This is a genomic window from Cohnella sp. OV330 (genome assembly GCF_900112065.1).
GTDB lineage: Bacteria > Bacillota > Bacilli > Paenibacillales > Paenibacillaceae > Cohnella.
The window spans coordinates 128,477-152,531 of record NZ_FOKE01000006.1 but is presented as its reverse complement, the minus strand read 5'-3'; the positions used below and the strand labels follow the sequence as shown (position 1 = coordinate 152,531).

Annotated in this window: 18 protein-coding genes and 1 other annotated feature (1 of these 19 only partly in view); of the genes, 5 read left to right on the top strand and 13 right to left on the bottom strand. The window is 63.1% G+C overall.

Going from position 1 to position 24,055, the window contains the following annotated elements; translation table 11 throughout:
* Positions 1-156 precede the first annotated feature (156 nt).
* A complete protein-coding gene (gene rpsT, locus BM235_RS15845) occupies positions 157-429 on the top strand; it encodes a 30S ribosomal protein S20 (protein ID WP_090114936.1) in 273 nt (90 codons plus the stop codon).
* 102 nt (positions 430-531) lie between these two features.
* On the opposite strand, the gene BM235_RS15840 is transcribed toward rpsT, so the two are convergent.
* The 6 genes from BM235_RS15840 to BM235_RS15815 all read right to left on the bottom strand — a co-directional run bounded on the left by BM235_RS15840 (position 532) and on the right by BM235_RS15815 (position 10,426).
* A complete protein-coding gene (locus BM235_RS15840) occupies positions 532-957 on the bottom strand; it encodes a PaaI family thioesterase (RefSeq protein WP_090114934.1) in 426 nt (141 codons plus the stop codon).
* 45 nt (positions 958-1,002) lie between these two features.
* Positions 1,003-2,700 carry a long-chain-fatty-acid--CoA ligase gene (locus BM235_RS15835; protein ID WP_369803517.1) on the bottom strand — a complete coding sequence of 566 codons (1,698 nt, stop codon included), beginning with the start codon at positions 2,698-2,700 and terminating at the stop codon, positions 1,003-1,005.
* 27 nt (positions 2,701-2,727) lie between these two features.
* A complete protein-coding gene (locus tag BM235_RS15830) occupies positions 2,728-4,512 on the bottom strand; it encodes an acyl-CoA dehydrogenase family protein (RefSeq protein WP_090114931.1) in 1,785 nt (594 codons plus the stop codon).
* A gap of 63 nt (positions 4,513-4,575) precedes the next feature.
* On the bottom strand, positions 4,576-5,760 hold the full coding sequence (locus tag BM235_RS15825) for an acetyl-CoA C-acyltransferase (RefSeq protein WP_090114929.1): 1,185 nt from the start codon (positions 5,758-5,760) through the stop codon (positions 4,576-4,578).
* 23 nt (positions 5,761-5,783) lie between these two features.
* Positions 5,784-8,180, bottom strand: coding sequence for a 3-hydroxyacyl-CoA dehydrogenase/enoyl-CoA hydratase family protein (locus BM235_RS15820; protein ID WP_090114927.1), 2,397 nt, complete (start codon positions 8,178-8,180; stop codon positions 5,784-5,786).
* Positions 8,181-8,263: 83 nt separating this feature from the next.
* Positions 8,264-10,426: a (Fe-S)-binding protein gene (locus tag BM235_RS15815; protein ID WP_177244238.1), complete on the bottom strand. Its 2,163-nt coding sequence runs from the start codon at positions 10,424-10,426 to the stop codon at positions 8,264-8,266.
* A 175-nt stretch (positions 10,427-10,601) separates the two neighbouring features.
* Between BM235_RS15815 and BM235_RS15810 the strand changes: the two genes are divergently transcribed.
* The 3 genes from BM235_RS15810 to BM235_RS15800 all read left to right on the top strand — a co-directional run bounded on the left by BM235_RS15810 (position 10,602) and on the right by BM235_RS15800 (position 13,045).
* Positions 10,602-11,186: a TetR/AcrR family transcriptional regulator gene (locus BM235_RS15810; RefSeq protein WP_090114925.1), complete on the top strand. Its 585-nt coding sequence runs from the start codon at positions 10,602-10,604 to the stop codon at positions 11,184-11,186.
* A gap of 66 nt (positions 11,187-11,252) precedes the next feature.
* Positions 11,253-12,020: an electron transfer flavoprotein subunit beta/FixA family protein gene (locus tag BM235_RS15805; RefSeq protein ID WP_090114922.1), complete on the top strand. Its 768-nt coding sequence runs from the start codon at positions 11,253-11,255 to the stop codon at positions 12,018-12,020.
* A 41-nt stretch (positions 12,021-12,061) separates the two neighbouring features.
* Complete coding sequence (locus tag BM235_RS15800) at positions 12,062-13,045, top strand: electron transfer flavoprotein subunit alpha/FixB family protein (RefSeq protein ID WP_090114920.1); 984 nt, start codon at positions 12,062-12,064, stop codon at positions 13,043-13,045.
* Positions 13,046-13,105: 60 nt separating this feature from the next.
* Here the strand turns inward: BM235_RS15800 and holA are convergent, their stop codons facing one another.
* From holA to BM235_RS15770, 6 genes are all read right to left on the bottom strand, one after another.
* Positions 13,106-14,092: a DNA polymerase III subunit delta gene (gene holA, locus BM235_RS15795; protein ID WP_218161357.1), complete on the bottom strand. Its 987-nt coding sequence runs from the start codon at positions 14,090-14,092 to the stop codon at positions 13,106-13,108.
* A gap of 255 nt (positions 14,093-14,347) precedes the next feature.
* The gene (locus BM235_RS15790; protein ID WP_090114916.1) at positions 14,348-15,514 is read right to left on the bottom strand and encodes an anti-sigma factor family protein; all 1,167 of its coding nucleotides are present in this window, start codon (positions 15,512-15,514) and stop codon (positions 14,348-14,350) included.
* The gene (locus BM235_RS15785; RefSeq protein WP_090114914.1) at positions 15,511-16,059 is read right to left on the bottom strand and encodes an RNA polymerase sigma factor; all 549 of its coding nucleotides are present in this window, start codon (positions 16,057-16,059) and stop codon (positions 15,511-15,513) included. Before BM235_RS15785 ends, BM235_RS15790 begins: the two co-directional genes overlap by 4 nt.
* Positions 16,060-16,275: 216 nt before the next feature.
* On the bottom strand, positions 16,276-19,020 hold the full coding sequence (locus tag BM235_RS15780; protein WP_090114912.1) for a ComEC/Rec2 family competence protein: 2,745 nt from the start codon (positions 19,018-19,020) through the stop codon (positions 16,276-16,278).
* 96 nt (positions 19,021-19,116) lie between these two features.
* Positions 19,117-19,635 carry a deoxycytidylate deaminase gene (locus tag BM235_RS15775; protein ID WP_090114910.1) on the bottom strand — a complete coding sequence of 173 codons (519 nt, stop codon included), beginning with the start codon at positions 19,633-19,635 and terminating at the stop codon, positions 19,117-19,119.
* Positions 19,636-19,678: 43 nt separating this feature from the next.
* A complete protein-coding gene (locus BM235_RS15770) occupies positions 19,679-20,251 on the bottom strand; it encodes a ComEA family DNA-binding protein (protein WP_199408954.1) in 573 nt (190 codons plus the stop codon).
* 147 nt (positions 20,252-20,398) lie between these two features.
* Between BM235_RS15770 and comER the strand changes: the two genes are divergently transcribed.
* The gene (gene comER / locus BM235_RS15765) at positions 20,399-21,235 is read left to right on the top strand and encodes a late competence protein ComER (RefSeq protein ID WP_090114906.1); all 837 of its coding nucleotides are present in this window, start codon (positions 20,399-20,401) and stop codon (positions 21,233-21,235) included.
* 101 nt (positions 21,236-21,336) lie between these two features.
* Here the strand turns inward: comER and leuS are convergent, their stop codons facing one another.
* Positions 21,337-23,775, bottom strand: coding sequence for a leucine--tRNA ligase (gene leuS / locus BM235_RS15760; protein WP_090114902.1), 2,439 nt, complete (start codon positions 23,773-23,775; stop codon positions 21,337-21,339).
* A gap of 71 nt (positions 23,776-23,846) precedes the next feature.
* Positions 23,847-24,055: a binding site (T-box leader), on the bottom strand; it runs 36 nt beyond the window's last position.

Genomic DNA, 24,055 nt, shown 5'->3' with positions numbered 1-24,055 from the left:
GGGCACCGCAATCCGCGCGCGCGCCGGCTACACCATGCGGCCACTAAGGCGCAGCCGCGCCGGCTCCGCGATCGTCTTGCGTTTTGCCCCCTTGCATGATAGAATGTTACAAGTTGTGTGGAGAAATACTTGCAGTTTTTGCAGGAGGTGAAATCAATGCCGAACATCAAATCCGCGATCAAGCGTACCAAGACGAACGAGAAGCGCCGCCTGCGCAACGCTTCCCAGAAGTCCGCTCTTCGTACCGCCGTTAAGCAAGCGGACGTAGCCGTAGTGGGCACGGACGTCGAAGCAGCGAAGAATGCGCTTCAAGTCGCACAGAAGAAGCTGGACAAGGCAGTAACCAAGGGCCTCATCCACAAGAACGCGGCTTCCCGCAAGAAGTCCCGTCTCGCCAAGAAGTTGAACGCGCTGTCCGCGCAAGCGTAAGACGGTGCCTTAATCCATAATGGCGTTTAAAAGCCGTACCCTCCGGGGTACGGCTTTTTTGACTTTATGGCAGCTTGACGAATCTCGGACGATCGACTCCGCTCAGCTTTTTCGGTCGAGCACGCGGAAGGACGCGGTCGCCATCGACGACAGCTTGCCGTCCGCCGTGTACAGCCTTCCCTCCGCGGTCACCATCCGGCCCGACATATGGACGACGGTCGCGGTCGCCCGCACCCTGCCCGCCCGCGCCGGAGCCGTAAAATGAATGTTCAGGCTGGACGTCACGACGTCCTCGTCCGGGCGCGCCGCCATCGCGGCCAGCCCCATGGCCGAGTCCAGCAATGCCGTGTGCACACCGCCGTGCATCATGCCGATCAAGTTCATATGCCGCTCCTCGACATCCAGCTCGACGACGGTCTCGCGCGCGTCCCGCCGGATCAGCTCGCAGCCCAGGTATCCCCAGAACGTGCGGCGGGCCCGCTCGACCATCTCCGCATCGGACCCGGACGCCGGGTTCGGTCCTTCCATGACGCTCCCTCCCCTCGGGCCAGCCGCGCGGAGCGGCGCCCGGTGTCATTGCCGGTCATCGGCATCGCGACCCGCCGTTTCCTCCTCGAGCAGCTTGCGCCGCAGCACCTTCCCCGCCATCGTTTTAGGCAGACTGTCCCTGAACGCGTAAATTCGGGGCACTTTATAGGCTGCGAGTCGCTCCTTGCACCAAGCCCTGAGCTCCGATTCGCTCAGCCTCGATCCGGGCTTCAGCACCGCGTACACCTTCACCGTCTCGCCGCGGTACGGATCGGGCACGCCGAGCGCGGCAGCCTCCTCGATCTCGGGATGCTCGAACAGCACCTCTTCGATCTCCCGGGGAAATATATTGTAGCCGCCCGCGATGATCATATCCTTCATCCGGTCCATGATGTAAAAAAAGCCATCCTCGTCCATGCGCGCCATATCGCCCGTACGGAGCCAGCCGTCCCGAAGCGCCCGCTCCGTCTCCTCAGGCCGGTTCCAATAGCCCTTCATGACCTGCGGTCCCTTGATCGCAAGCTCGCCGGTCGACCCGATCGGCAGGTCCTCCCCGGTCTCGGGATGCACGACTTTGGCGAACGTATCCGTAAAAGGCAAGCCGATCGATCCTTTTTTGCGGTATTCCCAGATGTTGTTCGCATGGGTGACCGGCGACGCTTCCGTCAGCCCGTATCCTTCGATGAGCCTGCCGCCGGTGATCGCCTCGAACCGCTCCTGCACCTCGTGCGGCAGCGGCGCCGCGCCGCTGATGCAGACGTTGATCGAAGACAGATCGTAATCCCGCACCTTCGGATGATTGATGAGCGCAATGTACATCGTCGGAGCGCCGGGGAACACCGTCGGCTTTTGCCTGTCGATGATGCGCAGGATGTCGCCCGCTTCGAATCTCGGCACGAGGATCAGCTCTCCGCCGAGCATGATCGCCTGATTCATGAGCACGGTCAAGCCGAACACGTGGAAAAAAGGAAGCGCCGCCAAATAACGTTCCTTGCCGGGCTCGCTCTTGTAAAACCATAGGCTCGTTTGAATCGTGTTGGCGACGAGGTTGGCATGCGTCAGCATGACGCCTTTGGAGATGCCCGTCGTACCGCCCGTATATTGGAGGAGCGCGAGCTCGCGCTCGGCGTCCACCTCCGCGTGAATCGGCAACGGAGGCATATCGCGCAACAGGCGGGCGTAACGGTGAATGCGCGGTCCGTAGGACACCTGCCGGTCGAGCCCTTCTCGCCTCGCCTTGAAGGGATACTGCCAGCTTTTCGGAAAGGGAAGGCCGTCCTTTATGGAAGTGACGATCACCTGCAAATCAGGCAGCTCTTGCGCGGCGTCCCTCACTCTGCGAAACAGCAGATCGAGCGTCAAAATGACGGCTGCGCCCGAATCCTTGAGCTGATGCGAGATCTCCCGCTGCACGTACAACGGGTTCGTCATGACGACGACCCCTCCGGCGAGCAGCGTCCCGAAATACGCGACGACGAGCTGCGGACAGTTGGGGAGCATGATCGCGACCCGCTCGCCTCGCCCGATGCCAAGCTTCCCTAAGACGCCTGCGAACCGGTATGCGGAGCCTAGCAGCTCCGCATAGGTTATTTTTTTGCCCATGAAGCTGAGCGCGGTCCGATCCGGAAAACGTTCGGCTGAGGCGACGAGGAAGGCGGCCAGATTGTGCTTCGGATACGGGTAGGTCTGAGGCACTTCGCTAGGGTAATGTTCATACCAAGGCGCTTGTGACAAACCTATCACCTCATTAGTCCGGTGTCTATCGGCGTGCTAGCAAACGAAGCCTTCCTCCCGGACGACGGCCGCCGCGATCCGCCGCTTGAGCCCGACCGTGTCCACCGGACTGCGGCGCGTCAGCTTCTTGAGCGCCGACAGCTGCGTCCGCAGCGAATCGCCGGAATCCGCGGCCGACAGCGTCTCTTTGGCGAGCGCTTCGATCTGGCCGAACGCATCGTGCACGAACGAGCGCGTCATGGCGACGGCGAGCGCCGCGCGTTCTTCCCCCTGGCTTGCGAGCTGCTTTTTCGCGCGGAGAAGCGCGCTCTCCATCGCATAGAGCTGGATCAGGATGTCGGCCAGCGCGGCGAGCGTCTCCTGCTCCTCTTCAAGCTTCGGGCCATATCGCTGAACGGCGGCGGCGCCGGCCATCAAAAATATTTTTTTGGCCATCGCCGTCAGATGCGTCTCTTCTTCGAGCGTGCCTTCGAACGTTCGTCCCGGCACGAGCTGCAGCAGCTCCGACTGAAGCGCCTGCGCTTTTTGGAGCAGCGGCAGCTGCCCCTTGAGCGCCCGCTTCACGAGCGTGCCCGGAATCAGCAGCCGGTTGATCTCGTTCGTCCCTTCGAAAATGCGGTTGATGCGGGAGTCGCGGTAAATCCGCTCGATCTTGTACTCCTGAATGTAACCGTAGCCGCCGTGAATCTGGACGCCTTCGTCGGCGACGAAATCCAGCGCTTCGGAGCCGAATACCTTGTTGATGGAGCATTCGATGGCGTACTCCGCGATCGCCTTGGCCGATTGAACGCCCGCATCCGGAGAAGCATGATCGATGCCGGACAACTCCGCGTCGATGAGCCCGGCGGTGCGGTAGATGACGCTCTCGAGCACGTAGGCGCGCGTGTTCATCTCAGCAAGCTTCTTGCCCACGAGCGGAAACGCGGAGATCGGCTTGCCGAACTGGACGCGCTCGTTCGCGTACTTCGCGCTCAAGGCGATCGCCTCCTTGACGCCGCCCAGGCAGCCGACGGCAAGCTTGAACCGTCCGATATTCAAAATGTTGAAGGCGATCAGATGGCCCTTGCCGACCTCCCACAGCAAATTTTCGACAGGCACCTTCACGTCCTCGAGTACGAGCGGACGCGTCGAGCTCCCCTTGATGCCCATTTTCTTCTCCTCGGGTCCGACGCTTACGCCATCCATCGTGCGTTCAACGATAAAGGTGCTGAAGTGCAGCCCGTCGACCTTCGCATATACGATAAAGATGTCCGCGAAGCCCGCGTTCGTAATGAACTGCTTCGTGCCGTTCAACACGTAATGGCTGCCGTCCTCGGACAATCGGGCCGTCGTTCTGGCGCCTAGCGCGTCCGAGCCCGAGGACGGCTCGGTCAGACAGTACGCCGCGATCCGCCGCCCGCTCGCGAGATCGGGCAAAAACTTGCGTTTCTGCGCCTGCGAGCCGAAGTAGACGATCGGCAGCGTGCCGATCCCGACATGCGCGCCGATCGACAGGGCGAAGGAAGCCGCGCGGGACAGCCGCTCGCTGATGAGCGCCGAGCTGACCTTGTCGAGGCCGAGGCCGCCGTATTCCTCGGGGACGTCCGCGCCGAGCAGGCCAAGCTCCCCAGCCTGGCGCATGAGCTTCACGGTCAGCTCGTAATCGAGCTTTTCGAGCCGCTCGTCATGGGGCAGCACGTCCCGGTCGACGAACGCTTCCGTCGTCTCGGCGATCATGCGCTGCTCTTCGGTCAAGTCCTCGGGCGTCGCGATCGATTCGAAGTCGGCGTCCGCGACGACAAAGCCGCCGCCCGCTGTTTTATCGAACGTTTTTCCGGTCATCTGCATGAACCTCCCTTGAACGCTTATAACGGTTAAGCGGCGAATCGCCGGATCGGCTTCCCGCTACGCGGGATACACTTCGAACGCGCCTGCCGCGCCCATGCCGCCGCCGATGCACATCGACACGATGCCGCGGCCGCCTCCGCGGCGGCGCAGCTCGTAGATCAGGCTCGCGGACAGCTTCGCGCCCGTGCAGCCGAGCGGATGGCCGAGCGCGATCGCCCCGCCGTTGACGTTCACCTTGTCTTCGTCAATCGCCAGCGCGCGGACGATAAGCAGGCATTGCGAGGCGAACGCCTCGTTGATCTCGAACAGATCGACGTCGGCCATCGACCAGCCCGCCGTCCGAACCGCCTTGGGAATCGCCTCGACGGGGCCGACGCCCATGACGTCCGGGTCGACGCCGGCCAGGGCGAACGACCTGAACGCGGCGAGCGGCGCGAGCCCGAACGCCTCCGCTCGCTCGCGGCTCATAACGAGCAGGGCCGCGGCGCCGTCGCTCATCTGGGAAGCGTTGCCCGCCGTAACCGTACCGCCCGCCTTGAAGGCCGGCTTCAGCCTGGCGAGCGTCTCTGTCGTCGTGTCCGGCCGGACGCCTTCGTCCGCCTCGAGCACGAACCGCCGTTCCCAAGGCTTGCCGTCCGCGCCGAAGCCGCGGACCGACGTCGCTACCGGCACCGTCTCCTCGCGGAAGGCGCCCGATGACAACGCGAGCGCGGCCTTGCGGTGGCTGTCCGCGGCGAAGCGATCCTGGTCCTCGCGGGAAATGCCGAAGCGCTCGGCCACATTCTCGGCCGTGTGGCCCATCGCGATGTAAATATCCGGCCGCTCGTCGACGATCGCCGGATGAGGCGAGGGCTTGAACCCCGCCATCGGCACATGGCTCATGCTCTCTACGCCCCCCGCGACGATGACGTCCGCCCCGCCGGCGGCGATCCGCTCCGCCGCGAAGGCGATCGCCTGAAGCCCGGACGCGCAAAACCGGTTGATCGTGATCGCGGGCACCGCGGACGGATAGCCCGCATACAGCGACATGATGCGCGCGAAGTTGAGGCCTTGCTCGCCCTCCGGCATCGCGCAGCCGATGATGATATCCTCGACGTCCGCCTTGGCGACGCCGGGCGCCCGCGCGATGACCGCCTCCAACACGGTCCGCCCCAGATCCTCTGCACGGGTATGGACGAAGCTTCCCTTTTTGGCGCGGCCGACGGGCGTGCGCGCGGCCGATACGATGACTGCCTCTCTCATGAAATCTCGGCCTCCTTCGCTCGTTAGTTGCGCAGCGCCTTGCCCTTGGCGAGCATGTGCTGCATCCGCTGCTGGGTTTTGGGCTCGCCGCACAGGCTGAGAAACGCCTCGCGTTCCAAATCCAGCATGTATTGCTCGGTCACGTGCGTACCGGCCGGCACGTCGCCGCCGGCAAGCACGTGCGCGAGCTTGCCGGCGATGAGAAGGTCGTGATCGCTGATGTACCCGCTCGTATGCATGCCGCGCGCCCCCAGCTTCATGACCGCCTTCCCCTCCGCCCCGACGACGCGGATTCGCTGCGGCACGGGCGCGGGGATTCCCGCTTGCGCGAGCCGCAGCGCGCTTAGCTTCGCTTCGTAAATCAGGCGCTCCTGGCTCATAACGATCCGGTCGTTCGCCCGCAAGTAACCGAGCTTCTTCGCGTCGTGCGCGCTCGCGGACACCTTGGCCGTGCCGATATTCAGGAACAGCCGGTTCACATGCGGCTGCAGGTCCGCCTCCGGATCCGGATTCGCCTGGCTGATTCGAAGCGCGAGCTCCTTGCAGCCGCCTCCCGCCGGAATGAGGCCGACCCCGGCTTCGACGAGGCCGAAGTATGTCTCGGCCAGCATCGTAATCTCGTCGGCAGGCAAGCATACCTCCACGCCGCCGCCGAGCGCCATCCGGTGCGGCGCCGCCACGACCGGTTTCTCGAAGCGCTTCAGCTTCGTCATCGTATCCTGGAACAGGCGGATGATCGCTTCGACTTCGTCCCATTCCTCGTCCTGCGCTTCCATGAGGAGCAGCATGAGGTTCGCGCCGACGCAGAAGTTGCGGCCTTCGTTCGCGATGACGAGGGCGTCGTAGTTGCGTCGCACCTCCTCGACGCTCTCCCCGATCATCGTCAGGATGTCGCCGCCGATCGCGTTGCTGCGCGAGTGGAATTCCAGCGCCGCCACGCCGTCGCCGATGTCGATCAGACTCGCGCCGGCGTTCGTCCGCACGACCCGGCCCCGCTCCTTCAGCGCGCGCAGCGAGATCGTATCCTGCCGTTCTTCGAGCTCGCGGTAGGCGCCGCGGTAAGCATATGCCATTCTGCCTTCCTCCCGGCGATAAAAGGACGTATGTCCCGACGCGATCCAGTCCTTCACCCAGGCCGGCACGGCCGTGCCTTCCGCTTCCATCCGCGCCGCGGACCGGACGAGACCGATCGCGTCCCACAGCTCGAAAGGCCCGAGCTCCCAGTTGAAGCCCCATCTCATCGCCTTGTCGATGTCGTCGACGGAGCCTGCGATCTCGCCCACTTTTTCCGCCGAATAGACGAGCGTCTGCTTCACAATCTGCCACGCCAGCTCCGCGTACCGGTCCTTCCCGCCGAGCAATGCCTTCGTTTTTTCCTTCGCCCTCCTGGCCGCCGCCGCAGCGTCCAGCGAAGCCCCGCTAGGCTTGGCGGCTTGAACGTACGTCATCGTGCAGGGATCGAGCGACAGTATTTCGCTGCCTTGCGCGCCCTTCACTTTTTTGTAAAACCCGGCGCCGGACTTCTCGCCGATCCATCCCCGCGCCACAAGCTCCTTCAGAATTCCGGGCGGCTCGAACGCCGCTTTTTCCGCCGGATCTCCCGTCTTCCCGAATACGTTGTTCGCCACGTGCAAAAACGTATCGATGCCGACGAGATCGAGCGTGCGCAGCGTCGCGCTCTTCGGGCGGCCCAACGCAGGACCCGTCACCGCATCCACCTCATCGACGGTGAAGCCGCCCGCCTTCATCGCCTGCAGCGTCGCGAGCAGCCCGTAAGTGCCGATCCGGTTGGCGACGAAGTTAGGCGTATCCTTGGCGACGACGACGCCTTTGCCGAGGACGCGCTCGGCGAACTCGGCCATGTCGCTTACGATCGCCGGATCGGTCTTATCTCCGGGCACGAGCTCCAGCAGCTTCATATAGCGGGGCGGGTTGAAAAAGTGCATGCCGAGGAAGTGGGCCTTGAAAGGCTCGCTTCGTCCCTCCGCCATCTCCCGGATCGAGATGCCCGACGTATTGGAGCTGACGACGAGGCCCGCTCGCCAAAATCGCTCGATCTGTTGGAGCACGTCGCGCTTGACGGACAGCTTTTCGACGACGGCCTCGATAACCCAGTCGACCTCCCGGATGCGGTGCAGATCGTCCTCGAGATTGCCGGGCTCGATCAAGCTCGCGAAGGCGTCGTCGTAAAAAGGCGACGGATGAACGGACGGCAGCCGCGAGAGCGCGCCGGTCGCCAGCCGGTTGCGGACCGCGGGGTCGCCTAGCGTGAGCCCTTGGGCTTCCTCGCCGTCCGCGAGCGAATCGGGCACGATGTCCAGCAGCAGGCTCGGAATGCCCGCGTTCGCCAAATGCGCGGCGATGCTCGCGCCCATGACGCCCGAGCCGATGACGGCCGCTTTTCTGATCCTGAGTGCCATGCGACAATTCCCTCCTTATCCGGTGTCGATGACGATACATAAAAATGCTGGTTCGATCGCGGCAACGGACGCCCCGGCGCGTCTTAAGGCGCGCCGAACACCGCCAGCTCCAGAATTTCCGCGACGTCCCGCGCCTTGACCCGGTCGTCCGCTTCCTTTTGCTTCGTGCCGTCCTCCAACATCGTCAGACAATACGGACACGCGCTCCCGATCATCGTCGGCCGCGTCTTCAGCGCCTGCTCCGTCCGCGCCACGTTGACCCGTTTGCCGGCGGATTCCTCCATCCACATCATGCCGCCGCCCGCCCCGCAGCACATCGCGTTTTCACGGGCGCGCTCCATCTCGACCAACTCGAGCCCCTCGATCGCCCGCAGGATATTCCGCGGCTGATCGTACGCGCCGTTATAGCGCCCAAGGTAGCAGGAATCGTGGTAAACGACGCGTTCCTTGACGGGATGCGAAGGTATGAGACGTCCCTCCTGCAGCAGCCGGTCGAGCAGCTGCGTGTGGTGCAGCACCTCCACGCCTTCCAGCCCGAATTCGGGATATTCGTTTTTTAACGTATTGAACGTGTGGGGGCAGGCCGTCACGATCCGGCGAACGCCGTATTTGCGAAAAGTTTCGATATTGTCCGCGCACAGCTGCTGGAACAGCAGCTCGTTGCCCATCCGACGCGGGGTGTCGCCCGAGTTTTTTTCCTCGTTGCCGAGGATCGCGAAATTGACGCCCGCTTCGTGCAGCAGCCGAACGAAGGCACGCGAGATCTTGCGGCTGCGGTTGTCGTACGCGCCCATCGAACCGACGAAAAACAGCGTGTCGAAGCCCGGATTCTCTTTTACGGTCGGCACCGCGATGCCTCCGATCTCGCCGGTCCAACGGGCCCTGTCGTTTCGGCTGATGCCCCACGGATTGCCCTGCCGCTCGATGTTCTGCATCGCTCGCTGCGCCTCGTGCGGCGCGCTGCCCTCCGTCAGGACGAGATAACGCCTCAGGTCGACGATTTTGTCGACATGCTCGTTGCCGACCGGACATTGATCTTCGCAGTTGCGGCAAGTCGTGCATGCCCATATTTCCGGCTCCGTCATCACGTCGCCGATCAGCGACACCTCCTCGGGCTTGCGGTTCGACCCGGCCCAGCTCTCCCGTTGCCAGGCCAGCGTCGGCCGGATGTCGGTGACGGCATCGCCGTCTGCTTCCATATTCCAATCCGGACCCGCCCGCGATGCGGAGTCCGCGCCGGCGGACATGCTGTGAGCGCTTCCAAATGAAGACGCGAAAGCCGGCACCCAAGGCGACTTGCTCGTGATCGCAGCCCCCTTTTCCGAGAGGTGATCCCGCAGCTTCGTAATCAGGTGCATCGGCGACAAAGCCTTGCCCGTGCCGGAGGCCGGACACACGTTCGTGCATCGGCCGCATTCCACGCAAGCGTAGAAGTCCAGCATCTGATCCCTGCGAAAATCTTCGATTTTGCCGACGCCGAACGACTCCGCCGTCTCGTCCTCCAGATCCAGCTTGCTCAGCTTGCCGACGGGCTCCGCCCGGCCGAGGAACAGGTTGATCGGCGCGGTAATCAGATGAAAGTGCTTCGACTGCGGCACGTAATCGAGAAACGTCAGCAGTACGACCAGATGCGCCCACCAGCAGACGAAAAAAGCAGCCTGGGCGGCGTTTGGCGTCAGACCGGCTGCGGCGCCCGCGACCAGCGAGGACACCGGCGCATAGGCTGACGTGCCGAGTCCCTCCCAAACGCGGTGGAAGCCGAGCGACAGCAGCACCGTCAGCATCAAGGCACCGATCAAGAGCAGCACGATCGCGGGCTTCCAGCCCCGCTTGAGCCGATCTAGCCGCTCGCCGTACCGGCGGTAAGCCGCATAGCCCGCCGCCGCAAGGACGAGCAGCGCGACGATCTCTTGCGTCAACCCGAAGGCGCGGCGCCCCGGAATCGGAAGCGGTTCGCCGCCCGACAGACCGGTATAGATCAGGTCGAGCGCGCCGAATTGAAGCACGATGAAGCCGTAAAAAACGACCAGGTGCATGGCGCCGCTGCGGCGATCTTTCAGCAGCTTCGTATGCCCGAGCGCCTGCGTCAGCAGCTCGCCGGCGCGAACCCGCCAGTCCGGCGGCTTGCGGGCGGTCTTGCCCAGCTTGATGTAAGCGTAGCGACGATTGACCGCCTGGTAAAACAAAGAAAGAGCATACCCCGTTACGAGCAGGAACAGCGCGTAGTGCAGCCAGGACAGCAGCATGAGCAACCCTCCCTTCTTCGGTGTCGCTTCGCCGGCATGCGTATGCATCGTTTTTGCTGCGGCATATTCCCCAAGTCATTTTTCGCCGGCTCTTAAATATAGATCTAGAAATGAATGAGTATTCATTTCATTTTGAAGGTACTCGGTACCAGGTATCCCGTCGGGAGGCGGTCGCATGTCGGTCGGCAGGCTGCATAAATTTGAAGGGATTCTGGCCGCGGCCGTGAAGGTGTTCGCCGAGCACGGGTACCACGGCTCGCAAATATCGCGGATCGCGAAGGAAGCCGACGTCGCGGACGGCACGATCTATTTATATTTCAAAAATAAGGAGGATATCCTCGTTTCGTTGTTCCGGGAGCGGCTCGGCGGGCTGATCGGCAAGTTCGAGGCATCCGTCCGCGCGTCGGAGACGGCCGAGGCGGCGCTGCGCATCCTCTGCGAGCTTCACTTTGCCGAGCTGGAGCGCCATCCCCTGCTCGCCCACGTCACGCAGATCGAGCTTCGGCAGAGCGCGCTTGAACTGCGCAAAGAAATCGGCAAGACGTTGAAGCCTTACCTTGTCCTCATCGAAAGCGTGCTCCTCGAAGGCATGGCGTCCGGCGCGTTCAGGCCGGAGCTCGACGTGAAGCTGTCGCGCCAGCTGATCTTCGGGGCGATGGACGAGGCGGTGTCGTCCTGGCTGCTCTCGGATCGCAAATACTCGCTCTCGGCGCAGGTCGAAGGCACGGTCGATTTTTTTCTGCGCGCGTTGAGGGCCTGACCGATTCCGCGGGATGCGGCCTTTTTTGCATGATCCGTTCATCATGATTCGGGAGGAGCATGTCCGATGAATATCGCGGTACTGTTGAAGCAAACGTTCGATACGGAGGAAAGAATCGTTTTGAGCGACGGTAAAGTCGCCGAGGAAGGCGTGAAATTCGTCGTCAATCCGTACGACGAATATGCGATCGAGGAGGCGATCCGGCTCAAAGAGGCGCACGGCGGGCAAGTGACGGCGCTCTCGCTCGGTCCGGCCAGAGCTGCCGAAGCGCTTCGCACCGCGCTCGCGATGGGCGCGGACGAGGCGATCTGGATCGACGACGCCGGGATTCCGCAGGACGAATTCGCGGCCGCCGAAGCCATCGCCGCCGTCTTGCGGCAGCATCCCTGCGACCTCGTGCTCGGCGGCAGCTTTTCCGTCGACACCGGCGGCGCCCAGGTCGCGGTACGCGTGGCGGCCGCGCTGGGCCTTCCTCACGTCACCTCGATTACGAAGCTAACGGTGGATGGCGGGACGGCCAGCGTCGAGCGCGACGCCGAAGGCGACCTCGAGCGCATCGACGTGACCTTGCCCGCGCTGTTCACGGCGCAGCAAGGATTGAACGAGCCGCGCTACCCTTCGCTGCCCGGCATCATGAAAGCGAAGAAAAAGCCCTTCAAGTCGTTTGCGGCGGAAGATTTGGGCTTGGCTGACGGCGGAAACTCGGCGAGGACCGCACGCGTCTCCCTGTCGCTGCCGAAAGGTCGGCAAGCCGGGCAGCTGCTGCAGGGGGATCTGCAAGAACAGGCGGAAACGCTCGTCGGCTTGCTGCGCGCCGGGTCCAAGTCGATCTGACGCCGTCCGATGCGCCAATGCCATTAAGGAGGAATGCGTTCATGAGCAAAACGTATTTGATCGTGGCGGAGCACCGGGACGGCAAGCTTCGGCGCGTGGCGCTGGAAGCGCTTCGGGCGGCCGCGGACTGCGCGGACGCGGGAGAGGAGATCCACGCCGCGCTGCTGGGCGAGGGCTTGGACGGCCTGGCCGCGGAGCTGGCGACCTATCCGCTGGCGCAGGTGCATGCGATCGAGGGCGAGGCGCTGCGGTTCTACAATCCGGAGGCCTATATTCGTGCGCTGGTACCGCTGCTCGAATCGCTACGGCCGGACGGCCTGTTCCTCGGGCATACCGCGATCGGACGCGATCTGGCCCCGGCGCTTGCGGCCAGACTGTCCGCGGGCCAAATCTCCGACGTGACCGCGATCGAGCGAAAAGACGGGGACACTGTTTTCGTTCGTCCCCTATACGCAGGCAAGGCGATCGAGCGCAGAACGTTTTCCGCTTTTCCGCAGGTCGTGACGGTACGGCCCAATAATTTGCCTGCGGCCGAGCCGCGCGCGGACGGCGGGACCGCGGATATCGTTAAGTTGACGGCGACGCCTGAGGCGGACCTGCGCACCGTCGTCAGGGAGGTCGTCCGCAAAACCGCGGGCAAGATCGATCTGACGGAGGCTAAAATCGTCGTCGCGGGCGGGCGCGGCGTGAAGAGCGCCGAGGGCTTCAAGCCGCTCGAGGAGCTGGCGGGAATGCTCGGCGGCGCCGTCGGCGCTTCGCGCGGCGCCTGCGATGCCGGCTACTGCGACTACGGCCTGCAGATCGGCCAGACGGGCAAGGTCGTCACGCCCGAGATCTACATCGCATGCGGCATCAGCGGCGCGATCCAGCATCTTGCGGGCATGAGCGGCTCGCGGATCATCGTCGCGATCAACAAAGACCCCGAAGCCCCGATCTTCGGGATCGCGGACTACGGCATCGTCGGCGATTTGTTCGAGGTCGTGCCGCTGCTGACGCAGGCGTTCCGCAAGGCGCTCGCCAAATAAAGGAAAACGCCGCCCATAATCATCGGCGCGGCGTTTTCCTTATGTTGCGATTCGCGTTCGCTATACTTTCATCCCTGCGCCGGATCCGGTCCGCAGCAGCCATAGCTCCAGCCCGAGCGTCTTGTCGACGCGGCCGGTTTTCATCTCGTAATCGAGCTCGGCGAGGCCGCCGAGGAGCGCGGTCAGCCGTTCGATGCTGAACGCCTTGGCTTGATCGGCGGTCACCTTGACCCCGTAAGGATGCATGCCGAGCTGCCCCGCCATTTGCTGAGGCGAGTAGCCTTGCTTGCCCAGCTCCTTGACGTACAGCATGCTTCGGAACTGCCTCACGAGCAGCGCCGTCAGCTTGATCGGCTCCTCGCGACGCCTGAGGAGATCGTGGTAAAGCGCGATCGCTTTGTCCGTCCGCAGCGACGCGATCTCCTCCGTCAGCTTGAACACGCTCTGCTCGACGCCGGCCGGCACGAGCTCCGCGACGGCGGCGGCCGTCACCGTGCCGCCCTCGCCCGCATGCAGGCACAGCTTGTCCGTTTCCGCGGACAGCGCGCCCATCTCCGTGCCCGCGCGCCGGATCAATTCTTCCGCCGCCGGCCTGTCCAGCGTGCGGCCCTGCTTGGCCGCGCGGCCCGAGATCCACTGGAGCAGCTCGTCGGGCCCGAGCGGGGAAAAATTGACGACGATGCCGTCCTGCTTGGCCGCCTTCGACGTCTTCTTGCGCTCGTCGAGCTTGTCGTGCGGCACCATGAAGACGAGCACGGTCGTCTCGAACGGCCTGCGCATATATTCGAGCAGCCGCTCCGGCCGATGCTCTGTCTTCGCCGATTCCTTGGCCGAGCCGAAGACGACGCTGTCCCGGACCAGCACCAGCTTGCTCGGCACGAGAAACGGCATCGTTTCCGCTTCTTCCAAAATAACGTCGAGCGAATGCTCCGCCGTATCGAAACGAACGATCGCCATGTCCCGATGCTCGGGCTCGGCCACGGCGGCGACGAGCCGCTCGGCGAACTCGTTCATGCGGTAGCTCTCCGTACCGAAGCATATGTACATGGGACGAATCTGTCCGTCCCGTATTTCCTTAAAAACCTGTTTCGATTCCAATCCGACCACCTCGCACCCATTATACAGCAAAGAGACCGCGCCCGTTAACGGCAGGCGCGATCTCTTTGCCCTTGGAATCTATGTCAACGTTCGACGTGCAGGCCCATGGTGCCTAGCGCGAACGATCGTGACTGCGCCTCCAGGGGGCGCGGCGGCTTTCATAATCCCAATATACGCGGCGGCCGTTCGATTGGTGACGGCCGATCAGCGCGCCTGCTCGCGATTTTCTTTGGCGTTCCACCACAGGTCCGTCGCTTTGCCGGAGGCGTCCGTCCAGGTGTAGTACAGATCCTGTCCCGCCTGGCCCCAGGAGACATCGGACACCGTGCCTTCGCGTTTGTCGCTCTCGAAAACCGTCCCGGAACCGTCGGCCTTCACGATCAGCAGGCCGCCATGATACGCGAGTGCCGTCAGCTTGCCGTCTGGCGACTGCCAAGACGGCATCGGTACGTACTGCTCCGCTGCCGAGAACGTCACGTTCGGCTCGCCGGCGAGCGAAGGCGGCTCCGAAGCGGCAGAAGCGTCGGCACCGGCGATTCCGGCGTCTTGCGCGGCTTCGTCCGACTTGTCCGTTACGCCTGCCGATGCGGCGGCGGAAGCGGTAGCCGATGGCGTGAAGCCTTGCCGTTCGCCTCCGTCCGGAACGGACGGCGCGACTTTTTGATCCGCGGTCGGCGTCTGCGTCTCGATCTTGGCGGTCGGCACCGCGCCGGCAGACCCGTCCGAGGAACCGGATACGCCGCCGTCCGCTGCGTTCAGGCTCGTGCCGTCGACCGACTCGCTCCCGCCGTTCGCGGAGCTTTCGGACGCGTTCGAACTTTGACTCTGTTGGCTCGAAGCGCTCGCGCCGGCGATCTTTTCGTCGACGCCGGGCAATGTCTTTTCGCTCATCACGCTCTTGCGCAGCATGTCGGACGAAGCGGCCCCCGGCGCGGAATCGGCTGCCGATTCCTGCTGCAAGGCAGCCTTCTGCTGATCCGATTGCAGCGAGAACGGCTGGGCAATCAGCAATATGCCGGCGACTACGCCGGCCGCGACGACCGCGGCCAAGCCGCGGTACATGGACTTGCGGCTGCCCGTCCTCCGCGTGCGCGTCTCGTAAGCAGCTTCGGCGGCCGGCGCTTGCCCGACGGCCGGCGCGGGCTCCGGCACGATCCGCTCCAGCTGGGGCAGGATCGCGTCGACCAGGCTGTATTTGGGGGTCACATGCGGCAGCTGCGTCAGCTCTTCGGACAGCCGCGTCAGCCGCTCGAGGAGCGCGGCGCACTCCGGATAGTTCTGCAGGTACAATTGCAAGCGCGACGACTCTTCCTCGTTCAGATCGCCGTCGATCGAACGCTGCACGAGCTCCATCCCCTCTTCGCGATTCATCCCCGGACACCCCCTTTCCGATAGTCATGAAGCAATGTCTGCAGTTGTTGCCGGGCGCGGAATAAGTAAGACTTGACCGTATTCAACGGCAAATTAAGCGAATCGGCGATCTCGTTATATGAGAAATCCTGCAGATAACGAAGCACGACCACGGTGCGGTGATGCTCCGGAAGCTTGCCGATCGCCTCGCGAATGTCTTCGGAAGCATAGCCGCTCATCACCTCGGCCTCGACGTCTTCGTTCGCTTGAAATACCATCTCATGTTCGTCGATCGAAACGGAAGGACGTTTGCGACGAAACTTGTCGATGCATATATTCGTGACGATGCGCTGAACCCACGTGCGGAATTGCGCCTTTTCTTCGTAGGAATTGATCTTCGTGTATACCCGAATCAACGCTTCCTGCGCGGCGTCCATCGCATCCTGCTCGTGGTTAAGCAAATAATAGGCCGTACGGTAAACCTGGTGTTCGATCTCGCGAAGCAGCGCGACGAGCGCTTCCCGATCGCCGGCCTGCGCAGCTTTGATCAATTCCGGCTCCACCACGGGAGATCCTCCTTCTCTCGCATCCCCTCTGACGCAAGCCTGCGCCAAAAGGTTGCAAAAAACGCAAGGTATAATCTAACAAAAAAATAAAGGCGCAAACGCCCTTCTGAACCGTTTATATCCAAATGATCGATATTTCCATATATACTCGGCGAAGAGCCGAAAAGTTGTGAAAGAAGTCCCGTTCCAGTCTATCATATGCGCCGCTTTTTGTCGTCAGGGCCGCTTCGCGCGCCGTTCGAGCCGGCCGTCCGGGCGGATGCGGTAGGCGATCTCGCCCTGGACGTCCGTCCGCTTGAGCACGGCCCCGGAGCGTAGGATCCGTTCGACGACCTCGGCGTGCGGGTGCCCGTATAGATTGTTATTGCCGGCGGATACGACGACCTCGGACGGCATCCACCAGGACAACCAAAGCGCGGTCGTGGACGTTTTGCTGCCGTGATGTCCCGCCTTCAGCACGTCGACGGCGCGCGCTTCTTCGCCTTGTCGCCTCAGCTCGGCGAGCGCCGCGGATTCGCCCGCCGCCTCCAAGTCGCCGGGGAGCACGAAGACGCGGCCGTAAAGCGTGAGCCGGAGCACGACGCTCCTGTCGTTTTGCTCGTCGACCTCCGGTATGCGGTCGACGCTCTTCGTCCTCAGCGGATAAAGCGCTTCGAACGTCGCCGACGCATCCGGCTTCCATACGTCGCCTGCCTTGACCGCGTACATCGGAATGCCCGCGTCTTCCGCCTCATGAAATAGACGAAGAACGTCGTCATCCGGTTTAATCGTTCCGTTGAACAATATGCGCCCGACCTGGAGCTCCCGGATTATGGCATGGGCGCCCCCGATATGGTCGGCGTCCAGATGCGTCAGCACGAGCGCGTCCAGGCGGCGTATGCCTCGTTGCTTAAGCAGCGGCACCAGCGTCTTTCGGCCGACCTCATATGGGTCCTTGCGGAGGCGCCACGCTTCCTTCGGCGCGCCGAACGCGACCGTGCCGCCCGCGTCGACGAGCACATGGCGGCCGCTGCCGGTCGTGATCAGGATGCTGTCGCCTTGGCCGACGTCGAGAAAGGAGACGGCAGCCGTCCGATCGAGCCTGACGGGAGGAGCTTCCCAGGCCAGCATTCCTAGCCAGCCGAGCGCAAGAAGCGCGTACGCTAGCTGTCGGTATCGGCGGGAATGAAACGAGATACGCCGTCTCGCCCGGCCTGCAGCAGTCGCCGAGAGAGACGAAACCGGATCTGAGCGCCAACCGGTCGATGCGAAGTCCGGATCGACGGCGGAGGGCATTCCGCTTCGGCGCCCGTGCAGCGGCTCCGTCCAATCGCGTCCGTCCTGCGCGACGTCCGCGTATGCTGCAATGCGCTTCGATCGCTCCTCGGGATCGAACGGATCCGATGCCGCGAGCTGCTCCGCGACGGCCGAAGCCTTCGCAGCTTGCTCTGCGCCGTGGCGAAGCGAGCGTCGCGCGAAGGCAAGCGTCGCCAGCAGCAGCGCATAGAAGCCGATAACCCAAATTAAGGTGGGTTGATGCCATACCGTCGATAGCGCCTTGACCGACCCCAGCCATTCGGTCGCCGCGAAGGTCGCGCGGTTGCATAGCGCCGCGAGCTTCGCGGGGACGAGGCCCATCGGCAGCCAAACGGCGCCCAGCGCCAGCGCGGCCATCCCGAGCGGCATGACGACGAAGCTGATAAACGGCACCAATACGAGGTTCGCGAGCAGCGACAGCAAATGCAGCTGATGAAAATAGAAAGCGGTGACCGGGAAAGAAAAGAGCTGGGCGGTCAAGGCGACGGCGAGCGATGAACGTACGAACGCCGAACGTATGCGGAGAGCGAGCAGCTCCGTCATGACCGGCACGCAGAGCAAGAGGCCCGCGGTCACGATAAAGGAAAGCTGAAAGCTGACGTCTTCCACGACAGCCGGTCGCCAGACGACCATGAGCAGCGCGGACGCGGCAAGCAGGTGCAGTCCGTCCTTCAGCTTGCCCTGCCGCGCTAGCCATAGGGCGATCATCGACATGAGGCAGGCGCGGACGGCCGACGGGGAGGCGCCGGTGAGCAGCATGTAGACGGGCATCGCCGATGCCGCGAACGCAAGCGAACGCTCCCGGGTCCAGCGCGCGAGCTTGCCCAGCATCAGCAAAATGTAAACCACGACGGCGACGTGAAGGCCGGAAATCGCGAGCACGTGCGTAAGCCCGAGCCGTGAAAAGTCATCGTACTGATCCGGGTCGATGTCGTCCGCGATGCCCGCTACCAGGCCTTTCATATATCCGGCGTCCGGGTCGCCGTACAGCCGATCCGTCAACCTCCCGATCGCCTCCCGGGATTCGTCGAACCAGCGAAGCGCCCGGTCCGTGACCGGTACGCGGCCCTCCGTTCGCTTCACGGCGTCCGCGCCTTTGACGGATACCGTCCAATAAATGTCCTGCCGGTTCAAATAACGCCTGTAGTCGAAGCCGCCGAAATTGCCCGCGTCGGCGGGGAGCTTGAGCTCGCCGGCGACCTCGACGGATATCCCGCGCTTCCAGGATGCCGCGGACGCCAGTTCTTCTTCGGCGGATAGCCGAACGCGGACCAGCAGCTTCTCGTCGACGCGCAGCCCTGACCCATCCTCCGATCGGACGACGCTCGCGCGGATCGGAAACGTCACCGTATCGCCGTCGATGGCCGCAGGCTCCAGCAGTCGGCCCGTCGCGATCACGGATCGTCCCTCCGGCTCCGTCCAGGCCGCCGTCAGGTCGGATCCATGCCCCGCCTCGCTCCATACCCGCAGACCTGCCGACAGCAGCAGGGCCAGCAAGCATAGCGCGCCCGTGCGCGGCCGAATCCGCCCCGCGAAGACAAGCGCAGCAAGCGCGACGGCGATACCGCTATAGACGAGAAGCGCCGGCATGCCCTGCCGGACCGACCAGATGCCGCTGCCCGCGACCCAGAATCCCGCTACGCATACCAGCGGTCTGCGATCCATCGATTCACGCTCCTTACTTGAAAATAAAAAGAAGAACCCTGCGCGTTAAGCAGGGTTCTTCCCCATGGCCTTCTTCGTATGCGGCTTCGCGACCTTCTAATCGGCATCCTTCACTTCCGTATCCTGCGGCGGCGCGTAATCCGGTATCGTCCTGAATACGATCCGGCGCTCGGCCATCAACGCGGATACTTTGTCATGATCCTTCGGATAACCGCGGTGGAAAACGATCTCGACGATGCCGCTGTTGGCGAGCATGTTCGCGCATGTCCAACACGGTTGATCGGTCACGTAGACGGTCGATCCCTCCCGATCGATGCGGTCCGTGAAAAGCAGCAGGTTTTGCTCCGCGTGAATCGTGCGGATGCAGCGTTCCTTTTTGACCATGATCGCCGAATCGCCCGACGGTGCCGGGGCGAATTCTTCTACGATCATGCAGCCGGCTTCCGAGCAGTCCGGGACGCCCATCGGCGCGCCGTTGTAGGCCGTGCCCAGCAGCTTCTTGCCCTGTACGAGCACGGCGCCCACGTGCCGTCTCGGACAACGCGACCTCGTCGATGCCATGAAGGCGATGTCCATAAAGTAAGTATCCCAATCCTTGCGAACCGCAAGCGCCATCTGGCTTCGCCTCCTGTCGAAAATCTACGGATCCCCGCTCTGCTTAGCCTGCCTTGACGAGCGGCAGCAGCTTCGCGAGCAGCTTGTCTCCGATCCCCTTAACGTCCGTCAGCGCTTCGGGCGATTCGAATCGTCCGTGCGCGTCCCGATATTGTACGATGGCCTCGGCTTTGGAGGGTCCGATGCCGGGCAGCCCATCCAATTCTGCGGCGCTTGCCGCATTGATGTCGAGCTTCCCGTCCTTCGCCGCAGCGTCGGATGCCTCGGCTGTGTCAACATCCTTTATTTCCGAAGCGCCCGATGCCTGGGCTTCGATCGTTTTCGATCTTCCGGCTGCCGGTTCGGCAGGACCCGTAGACTTGACGGGCTGGACGCTCGCCGCCGAAGCTTCCGCTTGCGCGGAGCTTGTCGCCTCGTGGGTCGCTTCCGCCTTCCGGTCGCCCCTCTCCGCATCGGCGACCGCGGCGGCGACTTGCGCGTTCACCGGCTCCCAGCCGGGCACGCTCCCGTCCGCCGGCGCAAGCCATCCCCACGCCAGCAGGGCGGCCGCCGCCGCACCCGCCAGCAGCGCTGCCCGGCTTCGCAGCCGGACGCTTCCCGCAGTGTTCATTTCCATATGCCTCTCCTCCATGATCGTCGCCAGATACGACTGGCATTCATCTCTTTTCAAAACGCATAAAAAATCGAGTCATGTCGGCCAAACCTGCTGGCATACAATGGAAAGAAGCCATGCATAATGCCAATAGCGGGAGGAGGACCTCAGATGAAGGTCGGCTTCATCGGCGCCGGAAGCATGGGCGGCCTGCTAGCGGGAGCCTTGCTGCGCGCCCGGGCTTTTGAGCCGTCGGAAGTGACGATCGCGACCCGCACCTCCTCCAAAGCGGAACGTCTGGCGCATCAGTTCCCGGGCCTTCGGATCGGGCCGACGAACGCGGCAGCCGTCCGGGACGCGGATATCGTCTTTCTCTGCGTGAAGCCGCTCGACTACCGGGCGGTGCTCGGCGAGATTCGAGATTCGCTGCGTTCGGAGCAGCTGCTCGTATCGATCACCAGCCCTGTCACGCTGGAGCAGCTCGAGCGTCTTACGCCCTGCAAGACGGCGAAGATCATTCCCAGCATCGTCAACGGTGCAGCAAGCGGCGCTTCGCTGTTCATGTACGGCACGCGGCTCGAGCCCGCCGACAAAAAGCTGCTGATCTCCATGTTCGCGCGCATCAGCGAACCCATCGAAGTTCCCGAGGAAAGCGTCCGCGCGGCTTCGGACCTGTCCAGCTGCGGCCCCGCCTTCATGGCGTATCTGTTGGAGCAATTCGTGGAGGCGACGGTCGAATTCGCAGGGCTCGCGCCCGAGGTGGCTGCCAGAGTCGGCGCCGAGATGCTGCTCGGCACGGCGCGGCTGCTGGAGCAAGGCTGCACGACGCAGGAGTTGCAGGAGCGCGTCTGCGTGCCCGGCGGCATCACGGCGGTAGCGATGGAGGAACTGCGTCTGTCGACCCAAGATGCTTTCCGCAAGGTGATGCGGAAAACGCACGAAAAGTTCGCAGAGGACCTGATCAAGGTCGAAGCTTCCCTCTCGGAGCAGTCTTTTTGGTCCGATTAGACTGCCGATCCGAACCGGCGCGAAGCCGGTACGAAACGAGCAACGACTGCAAGACAACGCAAAGGGCGGCCCGGTGATTCAGACGGGCCGCCCTTGACGTGTCAGTTCGCTACGATGTTGACGAGCTTGCCCTTGACCGCGATAATCTTGCGCACCGTCTTGCCTTCCGTGACGGCTTTGACCTTTTCCAGCGCGAGCGCGGCTTCCTGCAGCGCCTCTCCATCGAGATCGGCCGCGACGAAAACGCGGTCCACGATCTTGCCGTTGACCTGCACGGCGATCTCGACTTCGGCATCGACCGTCAGCGCGGCGTCGTAAGACGGCCAAGCCGCATAGGTCACGCTCTCCGCATGACCGAGCTTCTCCCAGAGTTCCTCGGCGATATGCGGCGCGATCGGCGACAGCATCTGCACGAAGTGCTCCATCGCCTGCTTCGGCAGCTCCTCGACCTTGTATGCCTCGTTGACGAAAATCATCAGTTGGCTGATCGCCGTGTTAAAGCGCAGTCCCTCGTAGTCCTCGGTAATTTTCTTGACCGAGCGATGCCAGGTTCTGCGGAACGCTTCTTCGCCTGCCGTATCCTTGATCTTGTCGCTCAGCTCGCCGTTCTCGCCGACGAACAGGCGCCATACGCGGCCGAGGAAGCGGTACATGCCTTCGACCCCGTTCGTGTTCCACGGCTTCGTCGCTTCGAGCGGCCCCATGAACATTTCGTACACGCGCAGCGTGTCCGCCCCGAACTCGCCGACGATGTCGTCGGGATTGATGACGTTGCCGCGCGACTTGGACATCTTTTCATTGTTCGTGCCGAGGATCATGCCTTGATTGACGAGCTTGTGGAACGGCTCCTTGGTCGCCACGACGCCCAGATCGTATAGCACCTTGTGCCAGAAACGCGCATAGAGCAAGTGAAGCACGGCGTGCTCGGCGCCGCCGATGTAAAGATCGACCGGCAGCCACTCCTGCTGCTTCGCAGGATCGCAGATCGCGTCCGCGTTTTTCGGATCGATAAACCGCAAGTAGTACCAGCAGCTGCCCGCCCATTGCGGCATCGTATTCGTCTCCCGGCGCGCCTTGCGGCCGTCCGGCAGCGTCACGTTCACCCATTCCTCGACGGTAGCGAGCGGCGATTCGCCGGTGCCCGAAGGGGTGATCGCGTCGACCTCCGGCAGCAGCAGCGGAAGTTCGTCCTCAGGCACCGTCTCCATGCTGCCGTCCTCGAAGTGCAGGACCGGGATCGGCTCGCCCCAATAGCGCTGGCGGCTGAACAGCCAATCGCGCAGCCGGTAGGTGACCTTGCCGCGGCCTTTGCCCTGCTCTTCCAGCCAGGCGATGCTCTTCGCGATCGCGTCCGGCGTGGACAGTCCGTTCAGGAAGCCCGAATTGACGTGCTCCCCTTCTCCAGTATGCGCCGCTTCTTCGACATTGCCGCCGCTGACGACTTCGACGATCGGCAGGCCGAACTTTTTCGCGAACGCCCAGTCCCGCTCGTCATGGCCCGGCACGGCCATGATGGCGCCCGTACCGTAGCCGCCGAGCACGTAATCGGCGATCCAGATCGGCACGAGCTCGCCGTTTACCGGATTTACCGCATACGCGCCGGTGAAAACGCCCGTCTTGTCCTTGGCAAGATCGGTCCGCTCGAGATCGCTCTTGCGCGCAGCCTGATCTACGTATGCTTCGACATCCGCCTTCTGCTCGGCGGAAGCGATCGCGGACACGAGCTCGTGCTCGGGCGCCAGCACGCAATACGTCGCGCCGAACAGCGTGTCCGGACGCGTCGTGAATACCGTGAGGGAAGCGCCTGCATGGCCGTCGATGGCAAAGGTCACCTCGGCGCCCGTCGACTTGCCGATCCAGTTGCGCTGCATGTCCTTGATGCTCTCCGACCAGTCGAGCTCTTCGAGATCTTCGAGCAGCCGCTCGGCGTATTCGGTAATCTTCAGCATCCACTGGCGCATCGGCTTGCGGATGACCGGGTGATTGCCGCGTTCGCTCAGCCCGTTGATGACTTCTTCGTTCGCGAGCACCGTACCGAGCGCCGGACACCAGTTGACCGGCACCTCGGCGACGTAAGCGAGTCCCTTTTTATACAGCTGGATAAAGATCCACTGCGTCCACTTGTAATAGTCCGGATCGGTCGTGCTGAACTCGCGATCCCAATCGTAGGAAAAGCCGAGCGACTTGATCTGACGGCGGAAGTTATCGATATTCTCCACCGTGATCTCGCGCGGATGGCGCCCCGTCTGGAGCGCGTACTGCTCCGCAGGCAAGCCGAATGCGTCCCAGCCCATCGGATGGAGCACGTTGTACCCGCGCATGCGCTTGTAGCGGCTGACGATATCGGTCGCCGTATAGCCTTCGGGATGTCCGACGTGCAAGCCGGCACCCGAAGGGTAAGGGAACATGTCTAGCGCGTAAAACTTCTCCTTGCCCGGATCCTCCGTCGTGCGGAACGTCTTATTTTCGTCCCAGTAGCGCTGCCACTTAGGCTCCAAAGTCTGCGGCTTATAGCCGGGTTGATTGTTGTCCTGTACCATCGTCGATGCTGCCCCTTCCGTCTGACTGCTCGTTTAAAAAATCAAAAAACCTCCCGCCCCAGCGAAATCACGCTAGGGACGAGAGGTTAAACTCGCGGTACCACCCTAGTTGACGCCAGCCCTGCTTGGGCATGCCGTCCACTCTTCCTCCTTAACGCGGAGGGACTCGCCGCGCTTGCCCGCCGAGGCACGGGGCCTGGCATGGATTGTGCGCGGAGCTCCAAGGCGAGTTCGTCGCTGACGTCAGCCGGCTCGCACCTTCCGCCGGTTCTCTGGGTGA

Excerpts from the sequence above, each read along its gene's own strand:
- rpsT (WP_090114936.1), top strand. The coding sequence starts at position 157 with ATGCCGAACATCAAATCCGCGATCAAGCGTACCAAGACGAACGAGAAG.
- BM235_RS15840 (WP_090114934.1), bottom strand. The coding sequence starts at position 957 with ATGGAAGGACCGAACCCGGCGTCCGGGTCCGATGCGGAGATGGTCGAG.
- BM235_RS15830 (WP_090114931.1), bottom strand. The coding sequence starts at position 4,512 with ATGACCGGAAAAACGTTCGATAAAACAGCGGGCGGCGGCTTTGTCGTC.
- BM235_RS15825 (WP_090114929.1), bottom strand. The coding sequence starts at position 5,760 with ATGAGAGAGGCAGTCATCGTATCGGCCGCGCGCACGCCCGTCGGCCGC.
- BM235_RS15820 (WP_090114927.1), bottom strand. The coding sequence starts at position 8,180 with ATGGCACTCAGGATCAGAAAAGCGGCCGTCATCGGCTCGGGCGTCATG.
- BM235_RS15815 (WP_177244238.1), bottom strand. The coding sequence starts at position 10,426 with ATGCTGCTGTCCTGGCTGCACTACGCGCTGTTCCTGCTCGTAACGGGG.
- BM235_RS15810 (WP_090114925.1), top strand. The coding sequence starts at position 10,602 with ATGTCGGTCGGCAGGCTGCATAAATTTGAAGGGATTCTGGCCGCGGCC.
- BM235_RS15805 (WP_090114922.1), top strand. The coding sequence starts at position 11,253 with ATGAATATCGCGGTACTGTTGAAGCAAACGTTCGATACGGAGGAAAGA.
- BM235_RS15800 (WP_090114920.1), top strand. The coding sequence starts at position 12,062 with ATGAGCAAAACGTATTTGATCGTGGCGGAGCACCGGGACGGCAAGCTT.
- holA (WP_218161357.1), bottom strand. The coding sequence starts at position 14,092 with ATGTACATATGCTTCGGTACGGAGAGCTACCGCATGAACGAGTTCGCC.
- BM235_RS15790 (WP_090114916.1), bottom strand. The coding sequence starts at position 15,514 with ATGAATCGCGAAGAGGGGATGGAGCTCGTGCAGCGTTCGATCGACGGC.
- BM235_RS15780 (WP_090114912.1), bottom strand. The coding sequence starts at position 19,020 with ATGGATCGCAGACCGCTGGTATGCGTAGCGGGATTCTGGGTCGCGGGC.
- BM235_RS15775 (WP_090114910.1), bottom strand. The coding sequence starts at position 19,635 with ATGGCGCTTGCGGTTCGCAAGGATTGGGATACTTACTTTATGGACATC.
- BM235_RS15770 (WP_199408954.1), bottom strand. The coding sequence starts at position 20,251 with ATGGAAATGAACACTGCGGGAAGCGTCCGGCTGCGAAGCCGGGCAGCG.
- comER (WP_090114906.1), top strand. The coding sequence starts at position 20,399 with ATGAAGGTCGGCTTCATCGGCGCCGGAAGCATGGGCGGCCTGCTAGCG.
- leuS (WP_090114902.1), bottom strand. The coding sequence starts at position 23,775 with ATGGTACAGGACAACAATCAACCCGGCTATAAGCCGCAGACTTTGGAG.